The organism is Halomonas cibimaris, assembly GCF_039537045.1.
Classification (GTDB): Bacteria; Pseudomonadota; Gammaproteobacteria; order Pseudomonadales; family Halomonadaceae; genus Vreelandella; species Vreelandella cibimaris.
Map to the genome: position 1 here is coordinate 42,157 of NZ_BAAAZT010000030.1, position 23,418 is coordinate 65,574.

Genomic DNA, 23,418 nt, shown 5'->3' on the forward strand with positions numbered 1-23,418 from the left:
AAAGAAAGAGCATGTCGGGCCGAAGACCGGCACCTGTGCCGGCACATTATAGAAAGCCGGCGCCTTGCCCACCAGCGTTGATGCCGTCGCGTCGGCGGCGTGTATCACCGGCGTTAAAATAATGTAACATCGTTATCTTCTGGTACATGCGGAGCCTTAGCAACGTCATGCGCTTTTGGAACAGACAAAACGGCTTGATCGGCATTGATATTACCTCGGTGACGGTCAAGCTGCTTGAATTGAAGCCCGCAGGCCACAGCTACCAGGTAGAAAGCTACGCGGTGCGGCCGCTGCCTGACGGCACCGTCGACGAGCGCCGTATACAAGACATCGATGCGGTTGCCGATGTGCTTGGCCGCGCCGTCAAGCATGCCCGGCCTTCCACGCGCAAGGCCGCCGTTGCCGTACCGGCCAGCTCAGCCATCACCAAAACGCTGCTGCTTCCGGCCTCGCTAAGCGAAGAGGAAATCGAGGCGCGCATCATCAGCGAGTCGGATCATCATATTCCGTTTCCGTTCAACGAAGTGGCCTTCGATTTTTACTGCCTGGGGCCGTCAGCGCTGAACGAAGACGAGCAGCGCGTGCTGCTGGTGGCCTGCCGGCATCAGGATATCTCGCAGCTGACCGACACGCTTGAGCTGGCCGGCCTGGAGCCGGTGGTGGTGGACGTTGAGTCGTTTGCCATGGAACGTGCCTTCGAGGTGCTCCGCCAGCAGCTCGGCGAGCGCAGCCGTGATCCTGACGCCTGTATCGGGCTGGTGGACGTCGGTGCGACGATGAACGCTTTTCACGTCATGCGCGGTGAAAACATCGTGTACAGCCGCGATACCGTCTTCGGCGGGCGCCGGCTGACCGATGCGATCTGCCATCGCTATGACATGTCGGTACAACAAGCCGGCTATGCCAAAAAGCACGGCGGGCTGCCCGATGACTATCAAACAGAAGTGCTCGAACCGTTTCTCGACACGATAGTGCAGCAGGTCGGGCGTTCGCTGCAGCTGTATTACTCGGCCGGCCGGCATCACGAAGTCAGAGAAATCGTGCTGGCCGGCGGCTCCAGCGTGCTTCCCGGCCTTGCCGAACGTATCGCGGCGGACAGCGGCATGCAGGTAACCGTGGCAAACCCGTTTGCGCGCATGGCGGTGAGTCGACATATTGACCGGGACGCGCTGACCAGCGATGCGCCGGCCATGCTGACCGCGTGCGGACTGGCCATGAGGAAGCCGCAATGAGCGTAGACATCAATCTGCTGCCCTGGCGCCAGGCGCGGCGCGAGCGGCGTACGCGCCGGATGCAGCTGTGGCTGGCGGGCATGGTGATCGCGGGGACGGCACTCGGCTTCGGCGTGGCGCAATACTATCAGGCCGCGCTGCAAAGCCAGCAGGCGCGCAACCGCTACATTACCCAGCAAACCCGGCAGCTGGAACGCGCTATTGAAGACGTTGAGCGCTACGAGCGCCAGGTTGAGCAGTTCAACGAACAGCTGGCGCTGTTCACTTCGCTGCAGGGAGAGCGCCTGCAGACCCTTCGCCTGTTCAATGCCGTGGCCAAAAGCGTCGCCCAGGGCGTGGTTTACGAGCGCTTGGAGCGCACCGGCAGCCAGGTCAGCGTCACGGCCCGGGCGGGTAGCGACCGGCAGATTTCCGAACAGCTGCGGCGTATTGCCCAGCTGCCAACGTTTGGCGTGCCGCAGTTTTCCGAAGTGGAAAGCGAAAGCGATACCGTGCGACAGTTTCGCTTCCGGGTGGAGCAGCAGCCCCCGGATGACCGCCCCCCAGCAGAAAGCGCAGCGGAGCCGCGGCGGGAGGAGCCATCGTGAACATCACCCGAGACCGGCTTGCAAGAGAATGGCGCCAGCTCAAGCGCGTTGACTGGCAAGCGCTTGAGCTCAGCGAAGCCGGCAGCTGGCCGGCGCTTTTAAAGCTGATCAGCGCAGCTTTGCTGCTGGTGCTTGCATTTTCAGCCGTGTGCTGGCTGGTGGTGCGCGATCACAGCGCAGCGCTTGCCCAGGCCAGAGAGCAAGAGCATCGCCTGCTCGATGCGTTTCGCACCAAGGCGGCCAAGGCGGCCTATCTGCCCCAGGTACAAAAGCGCCTGGATAAGCTGAGTACGCAGATGCAGGAAGTGCGCAGAAGGCTGCCGACGTCGGTGGAAATTCCCTCGCTGCTCGACAGCATCAACGATGCGGCGGTGGAAAATCACCTGACCATTGACCATATCCGCTCAAAGCCGGCGGTGGACAAGACGTTTTACGTAGAGCACCCGTTTAGTATCCGGGTGCGGGGCAGCTATCATCAGATTGCCGGTTTCGTGGCGGAAATGGCCGCTCTGTCGCGCGTGGTCACCCAGCACGACTTTATTCTTGAGCCGCTGTCCGAGCCGTCCGGGGCAACGCTCAGCCTTTCCATGCAGGCGCGCACCTATAGCTATCAGTCGTCTGCCGCCCGCTCGCCTAGCCAAGAGCAGGGGCCATGATGCGCCTGCTGGCCATGGCGGCTGTCGTCATGCTGGTCGCCGGCTGTACCGATCCCGGGCTTGACCGGCTTTCGGCAAGGCTTGACGACATGCAGCGCGCCGCCGACAAGCCGGCCAGCGTCAGCGTGCCGGCCATGCCGGTGTATACCCCGGTCGACTACGCCTACGCCGGCCAGCGCAGCCCGTTCATGGCGCCGCAAGAGCTGGCGCGCCAGAATGTCAGCAAAACCTTTGACGGCGAGCTGGCCCCCGATCAAAACCGCACGCCGGAACCGCTGGAGCGCTATCCGCTACCCGAGCTTGAGCTGGTCGGCACCATGCACATGGGCGAACGCCAGCGCGCGCTGATCCAAACGCCCCAGGGAGATGTGACGGCGGTGCGCGTGGGCAGCTATATAGGCGTCAACTTCGGCCGGGTTGATGAGATTGCGCCGCGCCGGCTGGTGGTGGTGGAGCGCATTTTTACCCCGCGCAAAGGCTGGCAAAAGCGCCGTGTTGACATGGCGCTTGCACGCGATGAAAACGGCGCGTGACGGCGCGTGCCCTATCAACAAAATGACGCTACCAACGTTGGACAAGACATGCTGATGACAATAATACGGCGGCAGGCCGGAGTGTTACGGCTGGTATGCGCCGCGCTGTGGCTGAGCGCGGCGGGCGCCCAGCCGGCCGTGGCGCAGCCGGGAGCGGCGGTGGAGGATATCGATTTTCACCGCGGCCCGGCAGATGCCGGCCGGCTGGCGATTACGTTTAAGCACGGCGGCGTGCGCCCGGAGGTGAGCAAAAGCGGCAATAATCGCGTTGTGGTGGACCTGGGTGACAGCCCGCTGCCCGCCGCGCTCAACCAGATCTATGACGTAACGGATTTCGGCACGCCGGTGACGCGTATCGTGCCCCAGGTCAGCCCTGGCAGCACCCGGCTGCAGCTGAGCATCGACGGCCCCTACGCCATGGTGACGTCGCACAGCGGCCGTGTCGTCACCGTGGTGATCGAGCCGGCCGGGACGGCGCTGCCAAACGCGCCTTCAGCGCCCGATGCCGGCGGGAAGGCGCAGTATTCGGGCAAGCGGTTGAGCCTGAACTTCCAGGATATTCAGGTTCGCGCCGTGCTCTCGACGCTTGCCGACTTTACCGGCCTGAACATTGTGGCAAGCGACAGCGTCGACGGCCGGGTTACGCTGAACTTGAACAACGTGCCCTGGGACCAGGCGCTGGAGCTGATCTTGCAAAGCCAGGGGCTTGCCAGCCGTAAAAACGGCAATGTAATGGTGGTAGCGCCGGCGGAAGAACTTGCCGAGATGGAGCGCCAGCGGCTGCAGGCGCGTACCCAGCAGCAAACCCTGGCGCCGCTGCAGACGCGCTTTATCGAGATCAAATACGCCCGCGCAGAGGATCTGGCACAGCTTTTGCGCGGCGGCAGTACGGCAAGCGAAAGCCCTGATGCAGGCGAGAGGCGTAGTGCCGGCCAGACCCAGGCCGGCCGCAGCGGGCAGACCCTTGGGCAGGTCAGCGGCGGCCGCAGCGGATTTGGCCTGCTGACCGAGCGCGGCCGCGTCGCCGTTGACCAGCGCACCAACACCCTGATGGTGCAGGATACCGCCGAGCAGCTTGGCGTGATTATCGATACGCTGGATCGTCTGGACGTGGCCGTGCGCCAGGTGCAGATCGAGGCGCGCATTGTGATTGCCCGGGATTCAGCCTCTCAGGAACTGGGCGTTAAATGGGGCCTGTCCTCCGGCAGCAGCAACGGCAATGTCGACCTTAGCGGCGCGGTTACCGCATCAGGCGCCCGGGAAAACAACGGCCTTTCTGTCGACATGGGGCCCGGGGGCAGCGGCGCTACCACCTTCGGATTTGGCTACCTGTCCGGCGATATCTTGCTGGACCTTGAACTCAAGGCGCTGGAAAGCGAAGGCAAAAGCCAGACCATTTCCCAGCCGCGCATTATTACGGCCAACCGGCGCAAGGCGACCATCAGCCAGGGGGAAGAGCGGGCCTACCAGAGCGTAGACGGCAACGATAACCCGGACACCGAGTTCAAAGAGGCGAACCTCTCGCTGGAGGTTACCCCGCAGATCACCCCGGATGATCGCATCATCATGGATCTTGTGATCAACAAAGACAGCTTTCGCGACTCTGAATTCGACGGCGAGCCGCCCATCGACACCAACACCATCGAAACCCAGGTGCTGGTGGATAACGGCCAGACCGTGGTGCTTGGCGGTATTTTGAGCACCGAAGAGCTGCGCCAGGTTGCCAAGACGCCGCTGCTGGGGGATTTGCCGGTGATCGGCAAATTGTTTCGTTCTACCGAAAAGCGCAACGAAAAGGTAGAATTGCTGGTGTTTATCACTCCACGGCTTCTCGACGATGGTCTGGCGGTTCGCTAATGCAGCAGGTACCCAATCTTTTTTTAATTGGCCCCATGGGGGCCGGCAAAAGCACCATCGGCCGCTTGCTGGCAAGTGAGCTGTCCCGGGAATTTCTCGACAGCGACCACGTGATCGAGGCGCGCTGCGGTGCTGATATTCCGTGGATTTTCGATGTGGAAGGCGAGGCCGGCTTTCGCCAGCGGGAAATGCACATGATCGACGAGCTGACCCGGCGTGAAGACGTTGTGCTGGCCACCGGCGGCGGCGCGGTGCTGCGTGAAGAAAACCGCCGCGCCCTGCGCGAGCGCGGCACGGTGGTGTATCTGTTCACCACCGTCGAACAGCAGCTCAGGCGTACCGCCCGGGACCGCAGCCGGCCGCTTTTGCAGTGTGACAACCGCGAGCAGGTGCTGAACGCCATGTATGCCCGGCGCGACCCGCTGTATCGCGCCACGGCAGATCTGATAGTTCGCACCGACCGGCGCGGGCCCCGTTCCGTGGTCAACGACATTTTGCGCCGTGTGCGGCGGCTGGCGGACCCGCTGCAGCACAGCGATACCCGAGCAGCGCCCTGATCGCTGCCGTTTCGCCCCTTCAATCGCTTGAGGTAATGCCATGAAGCCCATCGACGGCGTGTTGCGCACGCTCAGCGTTGCCCTGGAGGCGCGCAGCTACCCCATTTATATCGGCACCGGCCTGATCGGCCGCGCCGACGCCATTGCGCCGTACCTGGCCGGCCGGCAGGTGATGATTGTCACCAACGAGACCGTCGCCCCGCTGTATCTGGATGCCCTGCGCGCAGCGCTGCCCGCCGGGCTGGACGTGCGCACGGTGGTGCTGCCCGACGGCGAAGCCTACAAGTCGGTGGAATACGTCGAGCGTATTTGGGATGCGCTGCTTGAGGCCGGCTTCAACCGCCGCTGTACGCTGATTGCGCTGGGCGGCGGCGTCATCGGCGACATGACCGGCTTTGCCGCCGCCAGCTACCAGCGCGGAGTGGCGTTTATTCAGGTGCCCACCACGCTGCTGGCCCAGGTGGACTCTTCGGTGGGCGGCAAGACCGGCGTCAACCATCGGCTGGGCAAGAACATGATCGGCGCGTTCTGGCAGCCCCGGGCCGTGGTGGTAGATATCAACACCCTGGCTACGCTGCCGGCGCGCGAACTTTCCGCCGGCCTGGCCGAGGTCATCAAATACGGTCTGATCCGCGACGCCGACTTTCTCGCCTGGCTGGAAGCCAACATGGCCGCGCTGCGTGACGGCAGCGGCGATCGGCTGGCCTACGCCATTGCCCGAAGCTGTGCGATCAAAGCCGAGATAGTGGCCGAAGATGAAACCGAACAGGGCGTGCGCGCGCTTTTGAACCTGGGCCACACCTTCGGCCACGCCATTGAGGCCGAGCAGGGCTACGGCGCCTGGCTGCACGGCGAAGCCGTGGGCGCGGGCATGGCCATGGCGGCGGCGCTTTCCCACCGATTGGGCTGGATCGATGCCGGCGCGCTCAAGCGCTGTCGGGCCGTGATTCAAGCCGCCGGGCTGCCCCTTGACCCCCCGCGCGGCATGGGCCGCGAGGCGTTTTTGACGCACATGCGAAGAGACAAGAAAAACATTGACGATACGCTGCGCCTGGTCTTGCTGCGCGCGCCGGGGGAGGCCTGCATCAGCGCTGAGACGCCGGCTGCGACGCTCGACGACCTGTTGGACGGCTATCCATAAGCAGCGCTTCGTGTCTTGCGGCTGAAGGCGTTTTGTCCACCGGCAAATTGAGCCTTATCGGCGATTCTGCTATTCTGCCGCCCCATCCTGGCGTGGCTCTCTGCCGTGCCTTCTGATCACGTTTCGACAGGTTTTCCATGACACGATATATCTTCGTGACCGGCGGCGTTGTGTCCTCTCTTGGCAAGGGCATCGCCTCCGCCTCGCTGGCGGCGATCCTTGAAGCGCGCGGCCTCAAGGTCACCATGCTCAAGCTCGACCCCTACATCAACGTCGACCCGGGCACCATGAGCCCTTTTCAGCACGGTGAAGTATTCGTCACCGAGGATGGCGCCGAAACGGATCTGGATCTGGGCCACTATGAGCGCTTCATTCGCACCCGGATGACCCAGGGCAACAACTTCACCACCGGGCGTGTCTACGAGCACGTACTGCGCCGCGAGCGCCGCGGTGACTACCTGGGCGGCACGGTGCAGGTGATCCCGCACATTACCGATGAGATCAAGCGTCGGGTCTACGCCGGCGGCGAAGGCTTCGACGTGGCGCTGGTGGAAATCGGCGGCACCGTAGGCGATATTGAATCATTGCCGTTTCTTGAAGCCATCCGCCAGATCAGAAGCGAGCTGGGCGCCAGCCGGGCGATCTATATGCACCTGACGCTGGTGCCCTACATCGCCACCGCCGGGGAAACCAAGACCAAGCCCACCCAGCACAGCGTCAAGGAGCTGCGCTCCATCGGTATCCAGCCGGATATCCTGATTTGTCGCAGCGAAGTCGAGCTCGAGGAAGCCGAGCGGCGCAAGATCGCGCTTTTTACCAACGTAGAAGAGCGCGCCGTGGTGCCGCTTCAGGACGCCGACACGATCTATCGCATCCCGCTGATGCTCCACGAGCACGGCCTGGACGATATCGTCTGCGACAAGCTGCGCCTGGACGCCGGTGAAGCCGACCTGACCGAGTGGATTCACGTGCTTGACGCCAAGCTCAACCCGCTGAAATCGGTGAGCATCGCCATGGTGGGCAAGTACATGGAGCTGCTGGATGCCTACAAGTCGCTCAACGAAGCGCTGATTCACGCCGGCATTCAAGGGCGCATCAAGGTCAACATCGACTACGTTGACGCCGAGGACATCGAGCGCCACGGCACCGAGCGGCTGGCGGGCAAGGATGCCATTTTGGTCCCCGGCGGCTTTGGCGAACGCGGCGTGGAAGGCAAGATCATGGCCGCGCAGTTTGCCCGGGAAAACAAGGTACCTTATCTGGGCATCTGCCTGGGGCTGCAGGTGGCGGTGATCGAGTTTGCCCGTCACGTCGCCGGCTGGGAAGACGCCAACTCCACCGAGTTCACCCACGATACCCAGCACCCGGTGGTGGGGCTGATTACCGAATGGCTCAACGCCGAAGGCAAGATCGAGCTGCGCGACGCCGCCTCGGATCTGGGCGGCACCATGCGCCTGGGCGGCCAGATTTGCCGCCTGGAGCCGGGCACCCGAGCGCGCGATGCCTACGGCGCCGATGAAATCGTCGAGCGTCATCGCCACCGCTTTGAGGTCAACGACCAGTTCGTTGAAGGGCTGGAGGCAGCCGGGCTGATCGTTTCCGGGCGCAGCGTTGACCGCACGCTGGTGGAAGTCGTCGAGCTTGCCGAACATCCCTGGTATGTGGCCTGTCAGTTCCACCCGGAGTTCACCTCAACGCCCCGGGACGGCCATCCGCTGTTCAGCGGGTTTATCAGCGCAGCGGTCGAGCACAAGACCGCCCGCACCCGCGCCCATTCGGCAAAAGCCGCGCACCAGGAGTAGTCCTGCATGAGCCAGCTGCTCGACGTTGACGAACGCTGTGTTGAAGTCGCCGGCCTGCGCGCTGCCAATTCGCTGCCGCTGATGCTGCTGGGCGGAATGAACGTGCTGGAGTCTGCGGCGCTGGCCGACGAGGTGGCCTGCGCTTTTGTCGAGGCTACCCGGGCGCTTTCGATGCCCTACGTCTACAAGGCCAGCTTCGACAAGGCCAACCGCAGCTCCATCCACGCGTTTCGCGGGCCGGGGCTGGAAAAAGGGCTGCAGATGCTCGCCGACATCAAGGCGCGCTACGGCGTGCCGGTGATCACCGACGTGCACGAGCCCTGGCAGGCCGCTCCCGCCGCCGAGGTGGCGGATATCATCCAGCTGCCGGCGTTTCTCGCCCGTCAGACCGATCTGGTGGTGGCCATGGCGCAAACCGGTGCTGTGATCAACATCAAAAAGCCGCAGTTTCTCGCCCCGCACGAGATGCGCCACATCATTGCCAAGTGCCGCGAGGCGGGCAATGACCGGCTCATGCTGTGCGAGCGCGGCACAAGCTTCGGCTATAACAACCTGGTGGTGGATATGCTCGGTTTCGGCGAGCTCAAACGAACCGGCTACCCGGTGTTTTTCGACGTTACCCACGCCCTGCAGCGCCCCGGCGGGCGCGCAGACGGCGCCGACGGCCGCCGCGCCCAGGTGGCTGAGCTGGCCCGGGCCGGCGTAGCCACCGGGCTTGCCGGGCTTTTTCTGGAAGCCCACCCCGACCCGGACCGCGCCCGCTGCGACGGCCCCTGTGCGCTGCCGCTGGAGCAGCTGGCCCCGTTTTTGCGCCAGCTCGCCACGCTGGACGAAGCGGTCAAGGGGTTTGCCCCGCTGACCACCGGCTAATCGCACTGCCGGCTCGGGTTTGCCGTGCGCCACAGACAAGACCTTTTCGGTCACGATAAAAAGGACACCTTGATGAGCAAGATTGTTGATATTCGCGCGTTGGAAGTGCTGGATTCTCGGGGCAATCCCACGGTGTTTGCCACGGTGTACCTGGCCGGCGGTGCCACCGGCGATGCCTGTGCGCCGAGCGGGGCCTCTACCGGCTCGCGTGAAGCGCTTGAGCTGCGCGACGGCGACAAGGCCCGCTACCTGGGCAAGGGCGTGCAAAAGGCAGTAGACGCGGTCAACGGCAGGATTCGCGAGGCGCTTATCGGCCTGGACGCCTGCGACCAGCGTGTTCTGGATCGCACCATGCTGGAGCTCGACGGCACTGACAACAAAGCCACGCTGGGCGCCAACGCCATTCTGGCGGTGTCGCTGGCCGCCGCCAAGGCCGCGGCCAGCGCCAGGGGCGTGGCGCTTTACGCCCACATCGCCGAGCTTTACGGCACGCCGGGCGTGTACAGCATGCCGGTGCCCATGATGAATATCCTCAACGGCGGCGAGCATGCCGATAACAACGTGGATATCCAGGAGTTCATGATTCAGCCGGTGGGCGCCAAAAGCTTCAGCGAAGCGCTGCGCGTCGGCGCCGAAGTGTTCCACGCGCTGAAAAAGGTGCTTGCCGAGCGCGGCCTTTCCACCTCGGTTGGCGACGAGGGCGGTTTTGCGCCGAACCTTGCGTCCAACGCCGAGGCGCTTGCCGTGATCAAGCAGGCCGTGGAAGCGGCGGGCTACACGCTGGGGGACGACGTTACCCTGGCGCTGGACTGCGCTTCCAGCGAGTTCTACGACAACGGCCAGTACCATCTGGCCGGCGAAGGCAAGCGCTACGACGCCGACGGCTTTACCGACTACCTGGTCGGTCTGTGCGAGGACTATCCGATCGTCTCTATCGAGGACGGCATGGACGAGTCCGACTGGGACGGCTGGAAAGCGCTGACCGACAGGCTGGGCGAGCGGGTTCAACTGGTGGGGGATGACCTGTTTGTGACCAACACCCGGATTCTCAAGCGCGGCATCGACGAGCACATCGGCAACTCGATTCTGATCAAGTTCAACCAGATCGGTTCGCTGTCCGAGACGCTGGACGCCATCAAAATGGCGCAGAACGCCGGCTTTACCGCGGTCATTTCCCACCGCAGCGGCGAGACCGAAGACACCACCATTGCCGATCTGGCGGTGGCAACCGCGGCCGGCCAGATCAAAACCGGTTCGCTGTGCCGCTCGGATCGCGTGGCCAAATATAATCGGCTGCTGGTCATCGAGTCTGAACTGGAAGGCGCGGTGTATCCCGGGCGCAAGGCCATCAAAGGCCAGTAGAGCCGGGCGGCCAGAAAAAGCGGCGGCGATGTCTCTTTTTATGTAAGATATTGCTTACACAGAGCGGCGATAATCGCGCTTAATGCGCCGAGCCGCGATTGCGAAAGCCGATAACTGCTTGTTTATACAACGTCAGCGTAAAGGGCGGGCCGAAACGGCTCGCCCTTTGTGTTTCTGGCGGTCTTGAAGTGTATGCGTAATATGCAGATACTGTGCACAGGAAAAGCGAGCCGGAGAGCGAACAAGCCGGCATGTGCTTGGAAAAGCACGTTCTTGGAAGAGCGGGCTTTTGAAAAAGAAGCTTCTTGGAAGAGAAAGCGCTTGGAAAAGACAGCTCGCAGGCAGGATGCCAGCGCCGCGCGCAAGCGCGACGACGCATACGCACAGTGCAGCACCACGCTGTAACGTGTGATCAAGGCGCGCCGGGTGAGACAGGAACCGTCGGCCCCGGCAGGGAAAGCGCCAAGGGACAACGTCGACGAAAACCCTTCGGGGAAGCGTCGGGGTCTGGCACAGGAAGCGCCAGAGGAATGCTGGAAGCGAGCGGCCTGCGGGCCGCTTTTTTTATGCCTGATCGCCGGTCACAGCCGGCGATCAGGCAAAGCCCTCAGCGCTCAAGCTTGTCGATCTTGCCGCTCTTGCCGTCCCACGCCTCGGCGTCGGGCAGCGGGTCTTTCTTTTCGGCAATGTTGGGCCACTCTTCTGCCAGCTCAGCGTTGATCTCGATAAACTGCTCTTGCCCCTTGGGTAGCTCATCTTCAGAAAAAATGGCCTCGGCCGGGCATTCTGGCTCACACAGCGCGCAGTCAATGCACTCATCCGGGTGAATCACCAGAAAGTTGGGCCCTTCGTAGAAACAGTCCACAGGGCAGACTTCCACGCAGTCGGTGTATTTGCACTGGATGCAATTTTCTGTCACGACAAACGTCATCGCGGTATCCCTCTTGCGCGGCCAAGCGTTGGTTCGGCCGCTGGTCATCAGTCACGTTGTAAAAGGCAAACGCGGCGAAGCAGGTAAAAGTCGGCGCCGGGCGCCGATAGGGCAGCGTGTTCCGGGTGCTTTGCCCGCACGTTGGTGGCCCGGAAGTATATTACAGACGGCCCTGCCATTCATATAACAGCTCAAGCGCCCGGCGCGGCGAAATGTCATCCACGTCGAGGGTTTCCAGCGCCTTGATGAGCGGATGTGACGCCTGGGCAAAGAGATCGGTTTGCCGGCAAGCCGGCGCTTCGACGCTTGGCTGGGCGGTCATTGACGCATCGTCCGGCGGCTCCAGGGTGCCGAGCTTTTCTCGGGCTCGTTGCAGCACCGGCGCCGGCACGCCGGCAAGCCGTGCGACCTGGAGCCCGTAGCTCTGGCTTGCCGGCCCGTCTTCGATGCGGTGCATGAACACAATATCCTCGCCGTGCTCGGTGGCCGTCAGGTGGATGTTGGCCACGCCGTTGCGCTGTTCGGGCAGCGCGGTCATCTCGAAGTAGTGGGTGGCGAACAGCGTCAGCGCTCGGGTGTCCGCCAGGTGCTCGGCGCTGGCCCAGGCAAGCGACAGGCCGTCGAAGGTGCTGGTGCCGCGGCCGATTTCATCCATCAGCACCAGACTCTGGGCGGTGGCGTTGTGCAGAATGTTGGCCGTTTCGGTCATTTCCACCATAAACGTCGAGCGCCCGCCGGCCAGGTCGTCCGATGAGCCAATGCGGGTAAAGATGCGGTCCAGCGGGCCGATGTCGGCGCTATCCGCGGGCACGAAGCTGCCGCAGTGGGCGAGCAGGGCAATCAGCGCTGTCTGGCGCATGTAGGTGGATTTACCGCCCATGTTGGGCCCGGTAATCACCAGCATGTGGCGCTCGGCGCTAAGCGCTACGTCGTTGGGCACAAACGGCTCGCGGCTGACCTGCTCGACGACCGGATGGCGTCCGGCGTGAATGGCAAGGCCGGTTTTGTCGGTCAGGGTGGGGCGTATCCAGCCAAGCGTCTCGGCGCGCTCGGCAAAGGTGCACAGCACGTCCAGCTCGGCCAGCGCTCGGGAAGTGGCCTGCAGGGTGTCAAGCTCGGCGTTGAGCGTTTCCAGCAGCGCGTCGTAGAGGTGTTTTTCCCGGGCCAGCGCTCGGGATTTGGCCGACAGCGCCTTGTCCTCGAACTCCTTGAGCTCGGGGATAATAAAGCGCTCGGCGTTTTTCAGCGTCTGGCGGCGAATATAGTCCGCCGGCGCCTCCCGGGCCTGGGCCCGGGGCAGCTCGATGTAGTAGCCGTGTACGCGGTTGTAGCCGACCTTGAGGTTGGCAAGGCCGGTGCGCTCGCGCTCCCGGGTTTCCAGCCGCACCAGGTATTCCCCGGCGTTTTCAGCCATGCCGCGCTGCTCGTCGAGCTCGGCGTCAAAGCCTTCGCGGATGACGCCGCCGTCGCGCAGCACCACCGGCGGGTTGTCGATGATCGCCCGTTCCAGGGTATCGGCGATGTCGGGGTAGGGCGTGATGTGCGGGCGCAGCGCGTCCAGCGCGCTGCCGTTTTCCACCGCGCTGAGGTCGCGTTCGAGATCCGGCAGCGTGGCCAGCGCATCGCGCAGCCGGGCGAGATCCCGGGGGCGGGCGCTGTAAAGCGCCACCCGGGCGAGGATGCGCTCTACGTCACCCACCCCGGCGAGCGTGTCGCGCAGCGCCATCCAGGCGGCGTCAGCGCCCAGCAGCGCCACGCCGGCCTGGCGGGCGCTAACCACGTCGCGCTGGCGCAGCGGACGATTCAGCCAGCGCTTGAGCAGCCTTGAGCCCATGGCCGTGGTGCAGGTATCCATAATGCTTGCCAGGGTGTTGTCGGCCCCGCCGGCGAGGTTCTGGTCGATTTCCAGGTTGCGCCGGCTGGCGGCGTCGATGACCACGGTGTCATCGCGGCTTTCCACGCCGATGGCGTTGACGTGGGGCAGAGCCGAGCGCTGGGTGTCCCGGGCGTAGTCGATCAGCACCCCGGCACTGATCAGCGCGGCGTGCAGATGCGCGCAGCCAAAGCCGCGCAGGTCGTTGACCGCGAACTGGCGGCAGAGAATGCGCGTGGCGCTTTCGGCGTCAAACAGCCACTCGCCCTGGCGGCGCAGGCCGCGATGGTTGGCAAGCGCGTCGGGCAGCGCCATGCTCTCGGGCAAAATCAGCTCCGCCGGGGACAGCCGCGTAAGCTCGGCGAGCATCTCCGCTTCGCTTTCCACTTCCAGCACCGAAAAGCGCCCGCTGGAAAGCTCCAGCCAGGCAAGCCCCCAGGCATCACGCGCGGGGGCAACGGCGGCCAGCAGGTTATCCTTTCGGGCGTCGAGCAGCGCTTCGTCGTGGAGCGTGCCGGGCGTGACGATACGCACCACGCGGCGCTCCATGGGGCCTTTGCTGGCATGCGGGTCGCCGATCTGCTCGCAGATCGCCACCGATTCGCCGGCCGCGACCAGTCGTGCCAGATAGCCTTCGGCGCTATGGTAGGGAATGCCCGCCATGGGAATGGTCTGGCCGCCGGACTTGCCGCGCTGGGTCAGGGTGATGTCCAGCAGCGCGGCGGCACGGCGGGCGTCGTCGAAAAACAGCTCGTAGAAATCCCCCATGCGGTAAAACAGCAAAACGTCGGGGTGGTCGCGTTTGATGTTGAGATACTGCGCGATCATCGGCGTGTGCGCCGGGGTCGTGGTGGTCATGGCTATCCTGACGTTGGCGGCGCCGGGGCACCTGCATGCCCGGCGGGCGTAGGCGGATGAACGGGCGTAATGCGTGACAGACGTTTCGTTGAGTCAACGTATGCGGGTATTCTACGCCCAACCCACCCACGACATGAAGGAGGGCGCATGGCGCCAAGCGTTGAGAGCCTGAAAAACCTGGATCTATCGCTGTTGGCCCAGCGGCTGGGTAAGCTTTGCTGCGAGCACGGCGTTGAGGTCACCACCGCTGAGTCGTGTACCGGCGGCGGTATCGCCGAAACCATTACTTCGGCGGCGGGCAGCTCGGCCTACTTTGCCAGCGGCTTTGTTACCTACGCCAACGCGGCCAAAACTCGCATGCTCGGCGTAAGCCAGGCTACGCTGGACGATCACGGCGCGGTCAGCGAAGCGGTGGTCAAGGCGATGGTGGCCGGTGCCTGCCGGGCAAGCGGTGCCGATATCGGCGTGGCGGTGAGCGGCGTGGCCGGCCCCGGCGGCGGCAGCGACGACAAGCCGGTAGGCACGGTGTGGCTTGCCTGGGGCAGCGAGCAAAACCCGCGAGCGGAGTGTCTGCATTTTCCCGGCGACCGTCAGGCCGTGCGCGAACAAGCCGTGCGTCAGGCCATGGCCCGGCTGGTAGAAGCGCTGGACGGATACAACAAGGCAGCGTAACGCGGGGACGGCCTTTGTTTGTCGGCATTTTTTTGGCATAATGCTGGTTAATTATACAGCCTATAGAGAGGAAGTACTGAATGGCTCAGGATCAAAACCGCAGCAAGGCGCTGGAAGCCGCGCTTGGCCAGATCGATCGACAGTTCGGCAAAGGCACCGTTATGCGTCTGGGCGATGCGCCCCGGGTAGCCATGCCGTCGGTGTCCACCGGTTCGCTGGGGCTGGATATTGCCCTGGGCATCGGCGGGCTGCCTTACGGTCGCGTCGTGGAGATTTTCGGCCCGGAGTCGTCGGGCAAGACGACGCTGACGCTATCGGTGATCGCCCAGGCGCAAAAGCAGGGCAAAGTCTGCGCCTTTGTCGACGCCGAGCACGCCCTTGACCCAAGCTATGCCGAAAAGCTCGGCATCAACCTTGACGATTTGCTGGTTTCCCAGCCGGATACCGGCGAGCAGGCGCTGGAAATCACCGACATGCTGGTACGCTCCGGCGGCGTTGATGTGATCATCATCGACTCCGTGGCAGCCCTGACCCCGCGCGCCGAGATCGAGGGCGAAATGGGCGATGCCCACGTTGGCCTGCAGGCGCGGCTGATGTCTCAGGCGCTGCGCAAGATTACCGGCAATATCAAAAACGCCAACTGCATGGTGGTGTTCATCAACCAGATCCGCATGAAGATCGGGGTGATGTTCGGCAGCCCGGAAACCACCACCGGCGGCAACGCGCTGAAGTTCTACTCCAGCGTGCGCCTGGACATTCGCCGTACCGGCTCGGTGAAGTCCGGCGACGAGGTGACCGGCAACGAAACCCGGGTGAAAGTGGTTAAAAACAAGGTCGCGCCGCCGTTCCGCCAGGCCGAATTCCAGATTCTTTACGGCAAGGGCATCTACCACGCCGGCGAAGTGGTCGACCTTGGCGTACAGTGCAGCCTGGTCGACAAGGCCGGCGCCTGGTACAGCTACCAGGGCAAGAAAATCGGTCAGGGCAAGGCCAACGCCGCCCAATACCTGGAAGACAACCCCGATACCATGGAAGAGATCGAATCCCAGATCCGCGCCCAGCTGCTGGCGCAGCCCGAGCCCAAAAAGGAAGAAGAGCCGGCCGGCGCGGGCAAGGATAAAAAGGACAAGAAAGCGGCCGAAGAGCCCACCGCGCCGCGCGGTGAAGAGCCGCTGTAAGCGTGGCTCCGTCAGGCTTTCAGCATGGTTCGCCGTCTCCCCGGGAGATGGCGATGAACTTTCTGGCCCGGCGCGAATATGCCCGGGCCGAACTGGAGCACCGCCTGGCGCGCAAGGGTGTCGAGTCGGGCGTCATTGCCGACTGCCTGGATACCCTGGCCGAGCAGGGGCTGCAGTCCGATGCGCGCTTTGCCGAAAGCTTTGTGCGTGCCCGGGTGCTGCGCGGCCAGGGCGTGCGGCGTATCAAAAGCGAGCTTTCTCAGCGCGGCGTGGCATCCGAGGTGCAGCGCCGAGCGATTGCCGAGGTGGAGGCGCAAGAAAACGTTGACTGGTTTGCGCTGGCCGCGGACACCTTGGCCCGGCGTTTCTCCACCCCCGGTGATTCCCCCAAAGAGCGCGCCCGCCGGGAGCGCTTTTTGGCCTCCCGGGGCTTTGAATTTGACCAGATTCGCCATGCGCTGGCCTGCCTTTAACGCCGCCTTAGCGCGCCTGCCGGACCTGTCGGATGCGGCGCTTGCGTTGCACGGCGGCTTTAGTCGGCGCCCAAGTTCGCTATAATGGCGTTTTGCGACCCCGGCGGGTAGCGTATCAAGCGCCCTGGGGCATCACGCTTTCTCGTTACGGATACCCTATGCAAAGCGCAGACATCAGACAGGCCTTTCTGGATTTTTTCGCGCAAAACGGCCATACCGTTGTGCCGACCAGCCCGCTTGTGCCGGGTAACGACCCGACGCTTTTGTTTACCAACGCCGGCATGGTGCCGTTCAAGGACGTGTTTCTGGGTCGCGATCCGCGCCCCTACGTGCGCGCCACCTCGGCCCAGCGCTGCGTGCGCGCCGGCGGCAAGCACAACGACCTGGACAACGTCGGCTATACCGCCCGCCACCACACCTTTTTTGAAATGCTGGGCAACTTCAGCTTCGGCGACTATTTCAAGCGCGACGCCATCCGCTACGCCTGGACGTTTCTCACCGAGACTCTGGGGCTGCCGGCGGAAAAGCTCTGGGTGACCGTGCACACAAGCGACGACGAGGCCGAGCGCATCTGGAAAGACGAGATCGGCGTGGACCCTGAGCGTTTTTCCAAGCTCGACGAAGACAACTTCTGGCAGATGGGCGACACCGGCCCCTGCGGGCCCAGCTCCGAGATCTTTTTTGATCACGGCGAAGGCGTCTGGGGCGGGCCGCCCGGCAGCGCCGAGGAAGACGGCGACCGCTACATTGAGATCTGGAATCTGGTGTTCATGCAGTACGACCGCGACGCTGAAGGCACGCTGCACGAGCTGCCCAAGCCGTCCATTGACACCGGCATGGGGCTTGAGCGAGTGGCCGCGGTGATGCAGGGCGTGCACTCCAACTACGAAATCGACCTGTTCCAGAACCTGCTCAAGGCAGCCGCCAAGGCGACCGGCCACGATGATACTCAGGCGCCGTCGCTGTGCGTGATCGCTGACCACATCCGCTCCTGTGCGTTTCTCATTGCCGACGGTGTGATGCCGTCCAACGAGGGCCGCGGCTACGTGCTGCGCCGCATCATCCGCCGGGCGGTGCGCCACGGCCACAAGCTGGGCGCTGCCGAGCCGTTTTTCCATACCCTGGTGGCCGCGCTTGACGCCGAGATGGGCGACGCCTACCCGGAGCTGCGTGAAACGCGCGAGCAGATCGAACGCATCCTGCTCAAGGAAGAGCAGCAGTTTGCCCGCACGCTGGAGCACGGCATGGGCCTTTTGAACGCCGCCCTCGACGAGCTTGCCGGCGATGTACTGCCCGGCGAAACCGTGTTCAAGCTTTACGACACCTACGGCTTCCCGTTTGACCTGACCGCGGATGTCTGCCGCGAGCGCGGCGTGGCGCCCGACGAGGCGGGCTTTCAGCGCGAGCTTGAGGCCCAGCGCGAGCGCGCCCGGGCGGCCAGCCAGTTCGGCGCCGACTATACCGCCGCGGTGGATATCGAAGGCGAGACGCGCTTTACCGGCTACGAGCAGCTCTCGGGCGACGCTCGGGTGGTAGCGCTGGTTGATGCCGAAGGCAACGACCTGGCCGCCCTGGAGGCCGGTCAGAAAGGCATTGTAGTGCTTGACAGCACGCCGTTTTACGGCGAGTCCGGCGGCCAGGCCGGCGATACCGGCTATCTGTTTGTGGCCGGCGGGCACTTCCAGGTCACCGACACGCAAAAGCAGGGCGGCCATCACCTGCATCAGGGCGTGATGGTAGAAGGCACCCTGACCGTCGGCGCCGAGGCGCACCCCGAGGTAGACGCTACCCTGCGCCAGGCGACGGTGCGCAACCACTCCGCGACGCATCTGTTGCACAAGGCGTTGCGGCTGGTGCTGGGCGATCACGTCCAGCAAAAGGGCTCGCTGGTGACCGCCGAGCGGCTGCGCTTTGACTTCAGCCACTTTGAGTCCATGACGGCCGAGCAGCTGGCGGAGGTCGAGCGGCGGGTCAACGAGCAGGTGCTGGCCAACGCGCCCACCCTGGTCGAAGAGATGACCCTGGCCGAGGCCAAGGACAAAGGTGCGGCAGCGCTTTTTGAGGCCAAATATGCCGACAGCGTGCGCGTGCTGACCATCGGCGCTGATGATTTTTCCATCGAACTTTGCGGCGGCACTCACGTAGCGCGCAGCGGCGATATCGGCTGCTTTCACATCGTCAGCGAAGCCGGCATTGCCTCGGGCGTGCGCCGTATCGAGGCGATTACCGGCAAAGCCGCGCTGGCCTACTTCCACGCACAGGAGGCCTGCGTACACCGCCTCGGCGAGCGGCTGAAAGCCAAGCCCGAGCAGGTCGAGACCAAGGTCGAGGCGCTGCTGGAGCGCAACCGCACCCTGGAAAAAGAGCTGGAGCAGGCCCGCGCCAAGCTTGCCAGCGCCGCCGGCAGCGACATGCTCGGCCGGGTCTGCGAGGTGGCCGGCGTCAAGCTGCTGGCCACCGAGCTTGACGGCGTCTCCGGCAAGGATTTGCGCGGCATGCTGGACCAGCTGAAAAACAAGCTGGGCTCCGGGGTCATCGTGCTGGGGGCAGCCGACAAAAACGCCGGGAAAGTGAGTCTGATTGCCGGGGTCACCAAGGATTTGACCGGCCGGATCAAAGCCGGCGAGCTGGTCAACCACGTCGCCTCCCAGGTGGGCGGCAAAGGCGGTGGCCGGCCGGATATGGCCCAGGCCGGCGGCAGCCGGCCGGAAGCGCTGCCACAGGCGCTTGACAGCGTGCCGGCCTGGCTGGAAAACGCGCTACGCTGAAAAACAGGGCCGGGGCGGGGCTGCCCCGGCCCTGTTTGTCTCTGCCTGTCTTTTTCGTTCCGTACTTTCTGTACTTTTCACTCCCGAGCGTATAAGGAAAACAACTCTCTATGGCACTATACGTACAAAAGTTCGGCGGCACCTCAGTGGGCTCGGTTGAGCGCATCAAGGCCGTCGCAGCAAAAGTCAAAGGCTTTCGCGATCAGGGCCACCAGGTCGTGGTGGTGGTCTCGGCGATGAGCGGCGAAACCAACCGCCTGACCGATATGGCGTCCTCGCTCAACGGCGATCCCGACCCGCGGGAAATGGACATGCTGCTGTCCACCGGCGAGCAGGTGACCATTTCGCTTTTAGCCATGGCGCTTCAGCAGCAAGGCGTGCCCGCCACTTCGCATACCGGTGCCCAGGTCGGCATTCATACCGACAGCGCCTATACCCGAGCGCGCATTCAGCGCATTGAAACCGATGATGTCAAAGCCGATCTCGATGCCGGTAAAGTCGTCGTGGTCGCCGGCTTTCAGGGCGTTGATGAAGACGGCAACATTACCACGCTCGGGCGCGGCGGCTCGGATACCACCGGCGTGGCGCTGGCAGCGGCGCTGGGCGCCGACGAATGCCAGATCTACACTGACGTTGACGGCGTTTACACCACCGACCCGCGGGTATGCTCCAGGGCCAGCCGGCTGGAAACCATCACCGTCGAAGAAATGCTGGAGCTTGCAAGCCTGGGCTCGAAGGTTTTGCAGATTCGCGCGGTTGAATTTGCCGGCAAATACAACGTCCCCCTTCGGGTGCTGTCGAGTTTCGAGGACGGCCCCGGCACGCTTATTGTGGCAGAATCCGACAAAGACGAGGACTCTATGGAAGAACCGCTGATTTCCGGTATCGCATTTAATAAAAACGAAGCCAAGCTGACGCTTTTGAACACGCCGGATATTCCCGGGGTGGCATCGCGCATTCTGGATCCGATCGCTGCGGCCAACATCGAAGTCGACATGATTGTGCAAAACGTAGCGCCGGCCGGCGACTACACGGATTTCACGTTTACCGTGGCCAAGGGCGATTACAAGACCACCAGAAAGCTCATCGAAGAAACCATTCTGCCCGATCTGGGCGGCGGCGAGCTGCGCGGCGATAACAACATCGCCAAGGTGTCGCTGGTGGGCGTAGGGATGCGCTCGCACGCCGGGGTGGCATCGAAGATGTTTCGCGTGCTGGCCGAGGAAAACATCAATATCCGCATGGTCTCCACCTCCGAGATCAAGATTTCCGTGGTCATCGATGAAAAGCACATGGAACTTGCGGTCAAGGCGCTGCACAAGGCGTTTGGATTAGACCAGGCCGATATTGAACAAGACTAACGATGCCATCGTTACAAGCTTCTACGCCGCTGAGGGAGGCTCTGTTACCCTCTGGCGGCGCGCTCTGACTCAACGGGAAGAGTGCGCTACGCGCCGACACCGTGAGCGACCACGATGCCAGGACGCATCATAACCGGCCATCGCCGACGGCGGTGGCATGCTGCAATCAACGTCTGAGAAGGAGATCAGCCATGCTAATCCTGACGCGCCGCGTTGGTGAAACCCTGATGATTGGTGACGAGATCACCGTGACGGTGCTCGGTGTTAAGGGCAACCAGGTGCGTATCGGCGTTAATGCGCCTAAAGACGTGGCTGTCCATCGCGAAGAAATTTATCAGCGCATCCAGCGTGAGCTTGATAGCGAAGGAAACGAGGAAAGCTGAAAGGTTGGCTGGTCCGCCCCGTGCCCGCATACGCCGGGTCATAACGCCCGCCAGCTCGGCAAAGCGCGAAAAAAATCGACGAAAGGGTAGACAGGGTAGGCTGATATCGGTAATATTCGCGCCGTGCCGTTAAGGAGAGGTGGCCGAGTGGCTGAAGGCGCTCCCCTGCTAAGGGAGTATAGGGTTTGTAGCCCTATCGAGGGTTCGAATCCCTCTCTCTCCGCCATGACTGCACACGCAAAACGGTATGCGCCCGTAGCTCAGCTGGATAGAGTACCTGACTACGAATCAGGTGGTCGGAGGTTCGAATCCTCCCGGGCGCACCACCAAGGTATCAGGATCGACGCTATCGCTTGCGCACCTGACAGCGTTTTGCCAAAACCTGACGCACGCCTTGGCAACCTTTATACAGGCAAGGCCTGAAAAAGCGCCCGTAGCTCAGCTGGATAGAGTACCTGACTACGAATCAGGTGGTCGGAGGTTCGAATCCTCCCGGGCGCACCAGTTTATGAAAAACCCGCTTCTTTCGAGAAGCGGGTTTTTTGCTGTTCAAGGCCGGCGCGTCGTCTGGGCTATTGGCCGGCCGGGGGCGTGCTGGCTGATAGCGCAGCCAGCAGCTCGTCCAGCGTTGTCAGGCGCTTAACGCGGTGGAAATGCAGGTCGGCTTCGCCGCTTCGCTGGCGCATCTGTGAAAGCCACTGTTTGACCAGCGAGGTAACAATGCGCTCGGGCAGCGTTTGGCGCTGGCGGCGGGCATAGGCCTGCAGCACCTCGGCGCGCATCGGCCAGGTGGTGTCGGCCAGGCGCTCGCCGGTACGCTGCCAGTGGCGTATACGGCCGGCAAGCCAAGGGTCGGCCAGCGCGCTGCGGCCGAGCATCACGTCATCGCAGCCGGATAGCGTGCGCGCTTTCCAGTAGTTTTCCAGCGTCCAGATATCGCCGTTGGCGACCACCGGTATGGCCAGGTGGCGCCGTATCTTGCCGATCCACTCCCAGTGGGCCGGCGGGCGATAGCCCTCGTTGCGAGTTCGGGCATGTACCACCAGCCGGCAAGCACCCCCTTGCTCGGCGGCCTGGCCGCAGGCTACGGCCAATTGCCTGTCGGCGAACCCCAGACGAATCTTGGCTGTGACGGGAATCCGCTCGCCGACGGCATCAAACACGGCCCGCACAGCCCGGTACACCCGCTCCGGACGGCGCAGCAGCGAGGCCCCGCCGTCGTGGCGATTGACCAGTTTGGTCGGGCAGCCAAAGTTCAGGTCAATACCGGTAGCGCCAAGCTTCAGTGCCTGCCGGGCGTTGGCCGCCAGCGCTGCCGCATCAGAGCCGAGCAGCTGAAGGTGCACCGGCACGCCGGTAGGCGTGGCGTTGGCGCCGGTTTCAAGCTCCGGGCAGTGTTTGTAAAACACTCGGGGCGGCAGGCGAGCGTCCACCACGCGAACGAACTCGGTTACCGTCCAGTCAAAGCCCGGGCGAGCGGTGAGAAGCTCGCGGGTGACCGCGTCGATGACGCCTTCCATGGGAGCAAGGCCGATGCGGCCGTATGGCGTAGGGCGGCTCATGAAGTGGCGTCCCGGGACGCGGCGCTCAGCGTGACGCTGGCTTTCAGGCGGTTTTCCAGCGGTGTCGAATCAACGGCAATATCACGCGGCCAGCCAAGCGTCAGGCAAACGCCTTCGCCGTCGTAGTCCGCGGCGGTCACGGGAATGTCGTTATCGCTGCACCAGGCGCGGGCCTCGGCTTCCTGGGCAAAGCCAAGGCGCAGCGTGTAGGCATCGCGCTCGACCACCTCGCGGGTCGGCAAGCCTTCCAGCGCGGTACTCACCGCCTGGGCATAGGCGCGGGCAAGCCCGCCGGTACCCAGCTTGGTGCCGCCGAAATAGCGAATGACCACGCAGCCGATCTCGCCCAGACCGCTGCCGTCGAGCACCTGATACATCGGCCGTCCGGCGGTGCCGCCGGGCTCACCGTCATCGGCAAAGCCGATGGCTTGCTGCTCGCCGGGCGCACCGGCAATAAAGGCGGTGCAGTGGTGGGTGGCGCCGGGGTGCGCGCTTTGGGCGGCGGCCAGCAGACGTTCGGCATCCGTCGGCGTGGGCGTGCGGCACAGCCAGGCAATAAACCGGCTTTTTTCGACGTCGATCTCCGTTACCCGAGGGGCATCCGTCGCCGGACAGGGAATGAGGTAGCGCATTGGGGCTCCGTTGCATGGGCGTTGTGTTGAACGCAACGCAGAATGATGACATCGCCGGTGAACGGCTGGCAATTGCACCGGGCCCGTGGCCGCACAAACGGCGTACGCGCTGTGCACGGGTTTTACATTA

General features: G+C 63.6%; 20 protein-coding genes and 3 tRNA genes. 19 read left to right on the forward strand and 4 right to left on the reverse strand.

Annotated elements, in window-relative coordinates:
- Positions 1–167: 167 nt before the first annotated feature.
- The 10 genes from pilM (at position 168) to eno (ending at position 10,597) form a co-directional block, all read left to right on the forward strand.
- Complete coding sequence (gene pilM / locus ABD654_RS04155) at positions 168–1,232, forward strand: type IV pilus assembly protein PilM (protein WP_344702548.1); 1,065 nt, start codon at positions 168–170, stop codon at positions 1,230–1,232.
- Complete coding sequence (locus tag ABD654_RS04160) at positions 1,229–1,819, forward strand: PilN domain-containing protein (RefSeq protein WP_344702550.1); 591 nt, start codon at positions 1,229–1,231, stop codon at positions 1,817–1,819. The genes pilM and ABD654_RS04160 overlap by 4 nt, the downstream gene beginning before the upstream one ends.
- Positions 1,816–2,475, forward strand: coding sequence for a type IV pilus inner membrane component PilO (locus ABD654_RS04165; protein ID WP_344702552.1), 660 nt, complete (start codon positions 1,816–1,818; stop codon positions 2,473–2,475). Before ABD654_RS04160 ends, ABD654_RS04165 begins: the two co-directional genes overlap by 4 nt.
- Positions 2,472–3,008, forward strand: a complete 537-nt coding sequence (locus ABD654_RS04170) for a pilus assembly protein PilP (protein ID WP_344702554.1) — start codon at positions 2,472–2,474, stop codon at positions 3,006–3,008. Before ABD654_RS04165 ends, ABD654_RS04170 begins: the two co-directional genes overlap by 4 nt.
- A 54-nt stretch (positions 3,009–3,062) precedes the next feature.
- Positions 3,063–4,865 (forward strand): type IV pilus secretin PilQ, encoded by a 1,803-nt coding sequence (locus ABD654_RS04175; protein ID WP_344702556.1) that lies wholly within the window; start codon positions 3,063–3,065, stop codon positions 4,863–4,865.
- The gene (gene aroK / locus ABD654_RS04180) at positions 4,865–5,422 is read left to right on the forward strand and encodes a shikimate kinase AroK (protein WP_344702558.1); all 558 of its coding nucleotides are present in this window, start codon (positions 4,865–4,867) and stop codon (positions 5,420–5,422) included. Before ABD654_RS04175 ends, aroK begins: the two co-directional genes overlap by 1 nt.
- Before the next feature lie 40 nt (positions 5,423–5,462).
- Positions 5,463–6,563 carry a 3-dehydroquinate synthase gene (gene aroB / locus ABD654_RS04185; RefSeq protein ID WP_344702560.1) on the forward strand — a complete coding sequence of 367 codons (1,101 nt, stop codon included), beginning with the start codon at positions 5,463–5,465 and terminating at the stop codon, positions 6,561–6,563.
- 137 nt (positions 6,564–6,700) lie between these two features.
- Positions 6,701–8,365, forward strand: coding sequence for a CTP synthase (gene pyrG / locus ABD654_RS04190; RefSeq protein ID WP_344702562.1), 1,665 nt, complete (start codon positions 6,701–6,703; stop codon positions 8,363–8,365).
- Between the two features lie 6 nt (positions 8,366–8,371).
- Positions 8,372–9,235, forward strand: coding sequence for a 3-deoxy-8-phosphooctulonate synthase (gene kdsA / locus ABD654_RS04195; RefSeq protein ID WP_344702564.1), 864 nt, complete (start codon positions 8,372–8,374; stop codon positions 9,233–9,235).
- 72 nt (positions 9,236–9,307) lie between these two features.
- A complete protein-coding gene (gene eno, locus ABD654_RS04200) occupies positions 9,308–10,597 on the forward strand; it encodes a phosphopyruvate hydratase (RefSeq protein WP_344702566.1) in 1,290 nt (429 codons plus the stop codon).
- Between the two features lie 607 nt (positions 10,598–11,204).
- Here the strand turns inward: eno and fdxA are convergent.
- Together fdxA and mutS are read right to left on the reverse strand one after the other, a co-directional pair.
- Entirely contained in the window at positions 11,205–11,528 is a 324-nt protein-coding gene (gene fdxA, locus ABD654_RS04205; protein WP_344703084.1) for a ferredoxin FdxA, read from the reverse strand.
- A 160-nt stretch (positions 11,529–11,688) separates the two neighbouring features.
- Positions 11,689–14,259 carry a DNA mismatch repair protein MutS gene (gene mutS, locus ABD654_RS04210; RefSeq protein ID WP_344702568.1) on the reverse strand — a complete coding sequence of 857 codons (2,571 nt, stop codon included), beginning with the start codon at positions 14,257–14,259 and terminating at the stop codon, positions 11,689–11,691.
- A gap of 147 nt (positions 14,260–14,406) precedes the next feature.
- Between mutS and ABD654_RS04215 the strand changes: the two genes are divergently transcribed.
- From ABD654_RS04215 to ABD654_RS04255, 9 genes are all read left to right on the forward strand, one after another.
- Complete coding sequence (locus ABD654_RS04215) at positions 14,407–14,931, forward strand: CinA family protein (RefSeq protein WP_344702570.1); 525 nt, start codon at positions 14,407–14,409, stop codon at positions 14,929–14,931.
- 80 nt (positions 14,932–15,011) lie between these two features.
- Positions 15,012–16,109 (forward strand): recombinase RecA, encoded by a 1,098-nt coding sequence (gene recA, locus ABD654_RS04220; protein WP_344702572.1) that lies wholly within the window; start codon positions 15,012–15,014, stop codon positions 16,107–16,109.
- Positions 16,110–16,162: 53 nt separating this feature from the next.
- Complete coding sequence (locus ABD654_RS04225) at positions 16,163–16,582, forward strand: regulatory protein RecX (RefSeq protein WP_344702574.1); 420 nt, start codon at positions 16,163–16,165, stop codon at positions 16,580–16,582.
- A 158-nt stretch (positions 16,583–16,740) separates the two neighbouring features.
- The gene (alaS, locus tag ABD654_RS04230; protein WP_344702576.1) at positions 16,741–19,350 is read left to right on the forward strand and encodes an alanine--tRNA ligase; all 2,610 of its coding nucleotides are present in this window, start codon (positions 16,741–16,743) and stop codon (positions 19,348–19,350) included.
- A gap of 110 nt (positions 19,351–19,460) precedes the next feature.
- The gene (locus tag ABD654_RS04235; RefSeq protein WP_344702578.1) at positions 19,461–20,711 is read left to right on the forward strand and encodes an aspartate kinase; all 1,251 of its coding nucleotides are present in this window, start codon (positions 19,461–19,463) and stop codon (positions 20,709–20,711) included.
- 191 nt (positions 20,712–20,902) lie between these two features.
- Positions 20,903–21,094 (forward strand): carbon storage regulator CsrA, encoded by a 192-nt coding sequence (gene csrA / locus ABD654_RS04240; RefSeq protein WP_344702580.1) that lies wholly within the window; start codon positions 20,903–20,905, stop codon positions 21,092–21,094.
- Between the two features lie 133 nt (positions 21,095–21,227).
- Positions 21,228–21,320 (forward strand) — tRNA-Ser (locus tag ABD654_RS04245).
- A gap of 23 nt (positions 21,321–21,343) precedes the next feature.
- Positions 21,344–21,420: transfer RNA gene (locus tag ABD654_RS04250), tRNA-Arg, on the forward strand.
- Positions 21,421–21,521: 101 nt separating this feature from the next.
- Positions 21,522–21,598: transfer RNA gene (locus tag ABD654_RS04255), tRNA-Arg, on the forward strand.
- A 68-nt stretch (positions 21,599–21,666) separates the two neighbouring features.
- On the opposite strand, the gene ABD654_RS04260 is transcribed toward ABD654_RS04255, so the two are convergent.
- Both ABD654_RS04260 and ABD654_RS04265 read right to left on the reverse strand, forming a co-directional pair.
- Positions 21,667–22,614, reverse strand: a complete 948-nt coding sequence (locus tag ABD654_RS04260) for a tRNA dihydrouridine synthase (RefSeq protein WP_344703087.1) — start codon at positions 22,612–22,614, stop codon at positions 21,667–21,669.
- 38 nt (positions 22,615–22,652) lie between these two features.
- The gene (locus ABD654_RS04265) at positions 22,653–23,288 is read right to left on the reverse strand and encodes an IMPACT family protein (protein WP_344702582.1); all 636 of its coding nucleotides are present in this window, start codon (positions 23,286–23,288) and stop codon (positions 22,653–22,655) included.
- Positions 23,289–23,418: the final 130 nt, after the last annotated feature.

Coding starts and splice junctions, on each gene's coding strand:
- pilM (WP_344702548.1), top strand. CDS start 168: ATGCGCTTTTGGAACAGACAAAACGGCTTGATCGGCATTGATATTACC.
- ABD654_RS04160 (WP_344702550.1), top strand. CDS start 1,229: ATGAGCGTAGACATCAATCTGCTGCCCTGGCGCCAGGCGCGGCGCGAG.
- ABD654_RS04170 (WP_344702554.1), top strand. CDS start 2,472: ATGATGCGCCTGCTGGCCATGGCGGCTGTCGTCATGCTGGTCGCCGGC.
- ABD654_RS04175 (WP_344702556.1), top strand. CDS start 3,063: ATGACAATAATACGGCGGCAGGCCGGAGTGTTACGGCTGGTATGCGCC.
- aroK (WP_344702558.1), top strand. CDS start 4,865: ATGCAGCAGGTACCCAATCTTTTTTTAATTGGCCCCATGGGGGCCGGC.
- aroB (WP_344702560.1), top strand. CDS start 5,463: ATGAAGCCCATCGACGGCGTGTTGCGCACGCTCAGCGTTGCCCTGGAG.
- pyrG (WP_344702562.1), top strand. CDS start 6,701: ATGACACGATATATCTTCGTGACCGGCGGCGTTGTGTCCTCTCTTGGC.
- kdsA (WP_344702564.1), top strand. CDS start 8,372: ATGAGCCAGCTGCTCGACGTTGACGAACGCTGTGTTGAAGTCGCCGGC.
- eno (WP_344702566.1), top strand. CDS start 9,308: ATGAGCAAGATTGTTGATATTCGCGCGTTGGAAGTGCTGGATTCTCGG.
- fdxA (WP_344703084.1), bottom strand. CDS start 11,528: ATGACGTTTGTCGTGACAGAAAATTGCATCCAGTGCAAATACACCGAC.
- mutS (WP_344702568.1), bottom strand. CDS start 14,259: ATGACCACCACGACCCCGGCGCACACGCCGATGATCGCGCAGTATCTC.
- ABD654_RS04215 (WP_344702570.1), top strand. CDS start 14,407: ATGGCGCCAAGCGTTGAGAGCCTGAAAAACCTGGATCTATCGCTGTTG.
- recA (WP_344702572.1), top strand. CDS start 15,012: ATGGCTCAGGATCAAAACCGCAGCAAGGCGCTGGAAGCCGCGCTTGGC.
- ABD654_RS04225 (WP_344702574.1), top strand. CDS start 16,163: ATGAACTTTCTGGCCCGGCGCGAATATGCCCGGGCCGAACTGGAGCAC.
- alaS (WP_344702576.1), top strand. CDS start 16,741: ATGCAAAGCGCAGACATCAGACAGGCCTTTCTGGATTTTTTCGCGCAA.
- ABD654_RS04235 (WP_344702578.1), top strand. CDS start 19,461: ATGGCACTATACGTACAAAAGTTCGGCGGCACCTCAGTGGGCTCGGTT.
- csrA (WP_344702580.1), top strand. CDS start 20,903: ATGCTAATCCTGACGCGCCGCGTTGGTGAAACCCTGATGATTGGTGAC.
- ABD654_RS04260 (WP_344703087.1), bottom strand. CDS start 22,614: ATGGAAGGCGTCATCGACGCGGTCACCCGCGAGCTTCTCACCGCTCGC.
- ABD654_RS04265 (WP_344702582.1), bottom strand. CDS start 23,288: ATGCGCTACCTCATTCCCTGTCCGGCGACGGATGCCCCTCGGGTAACG.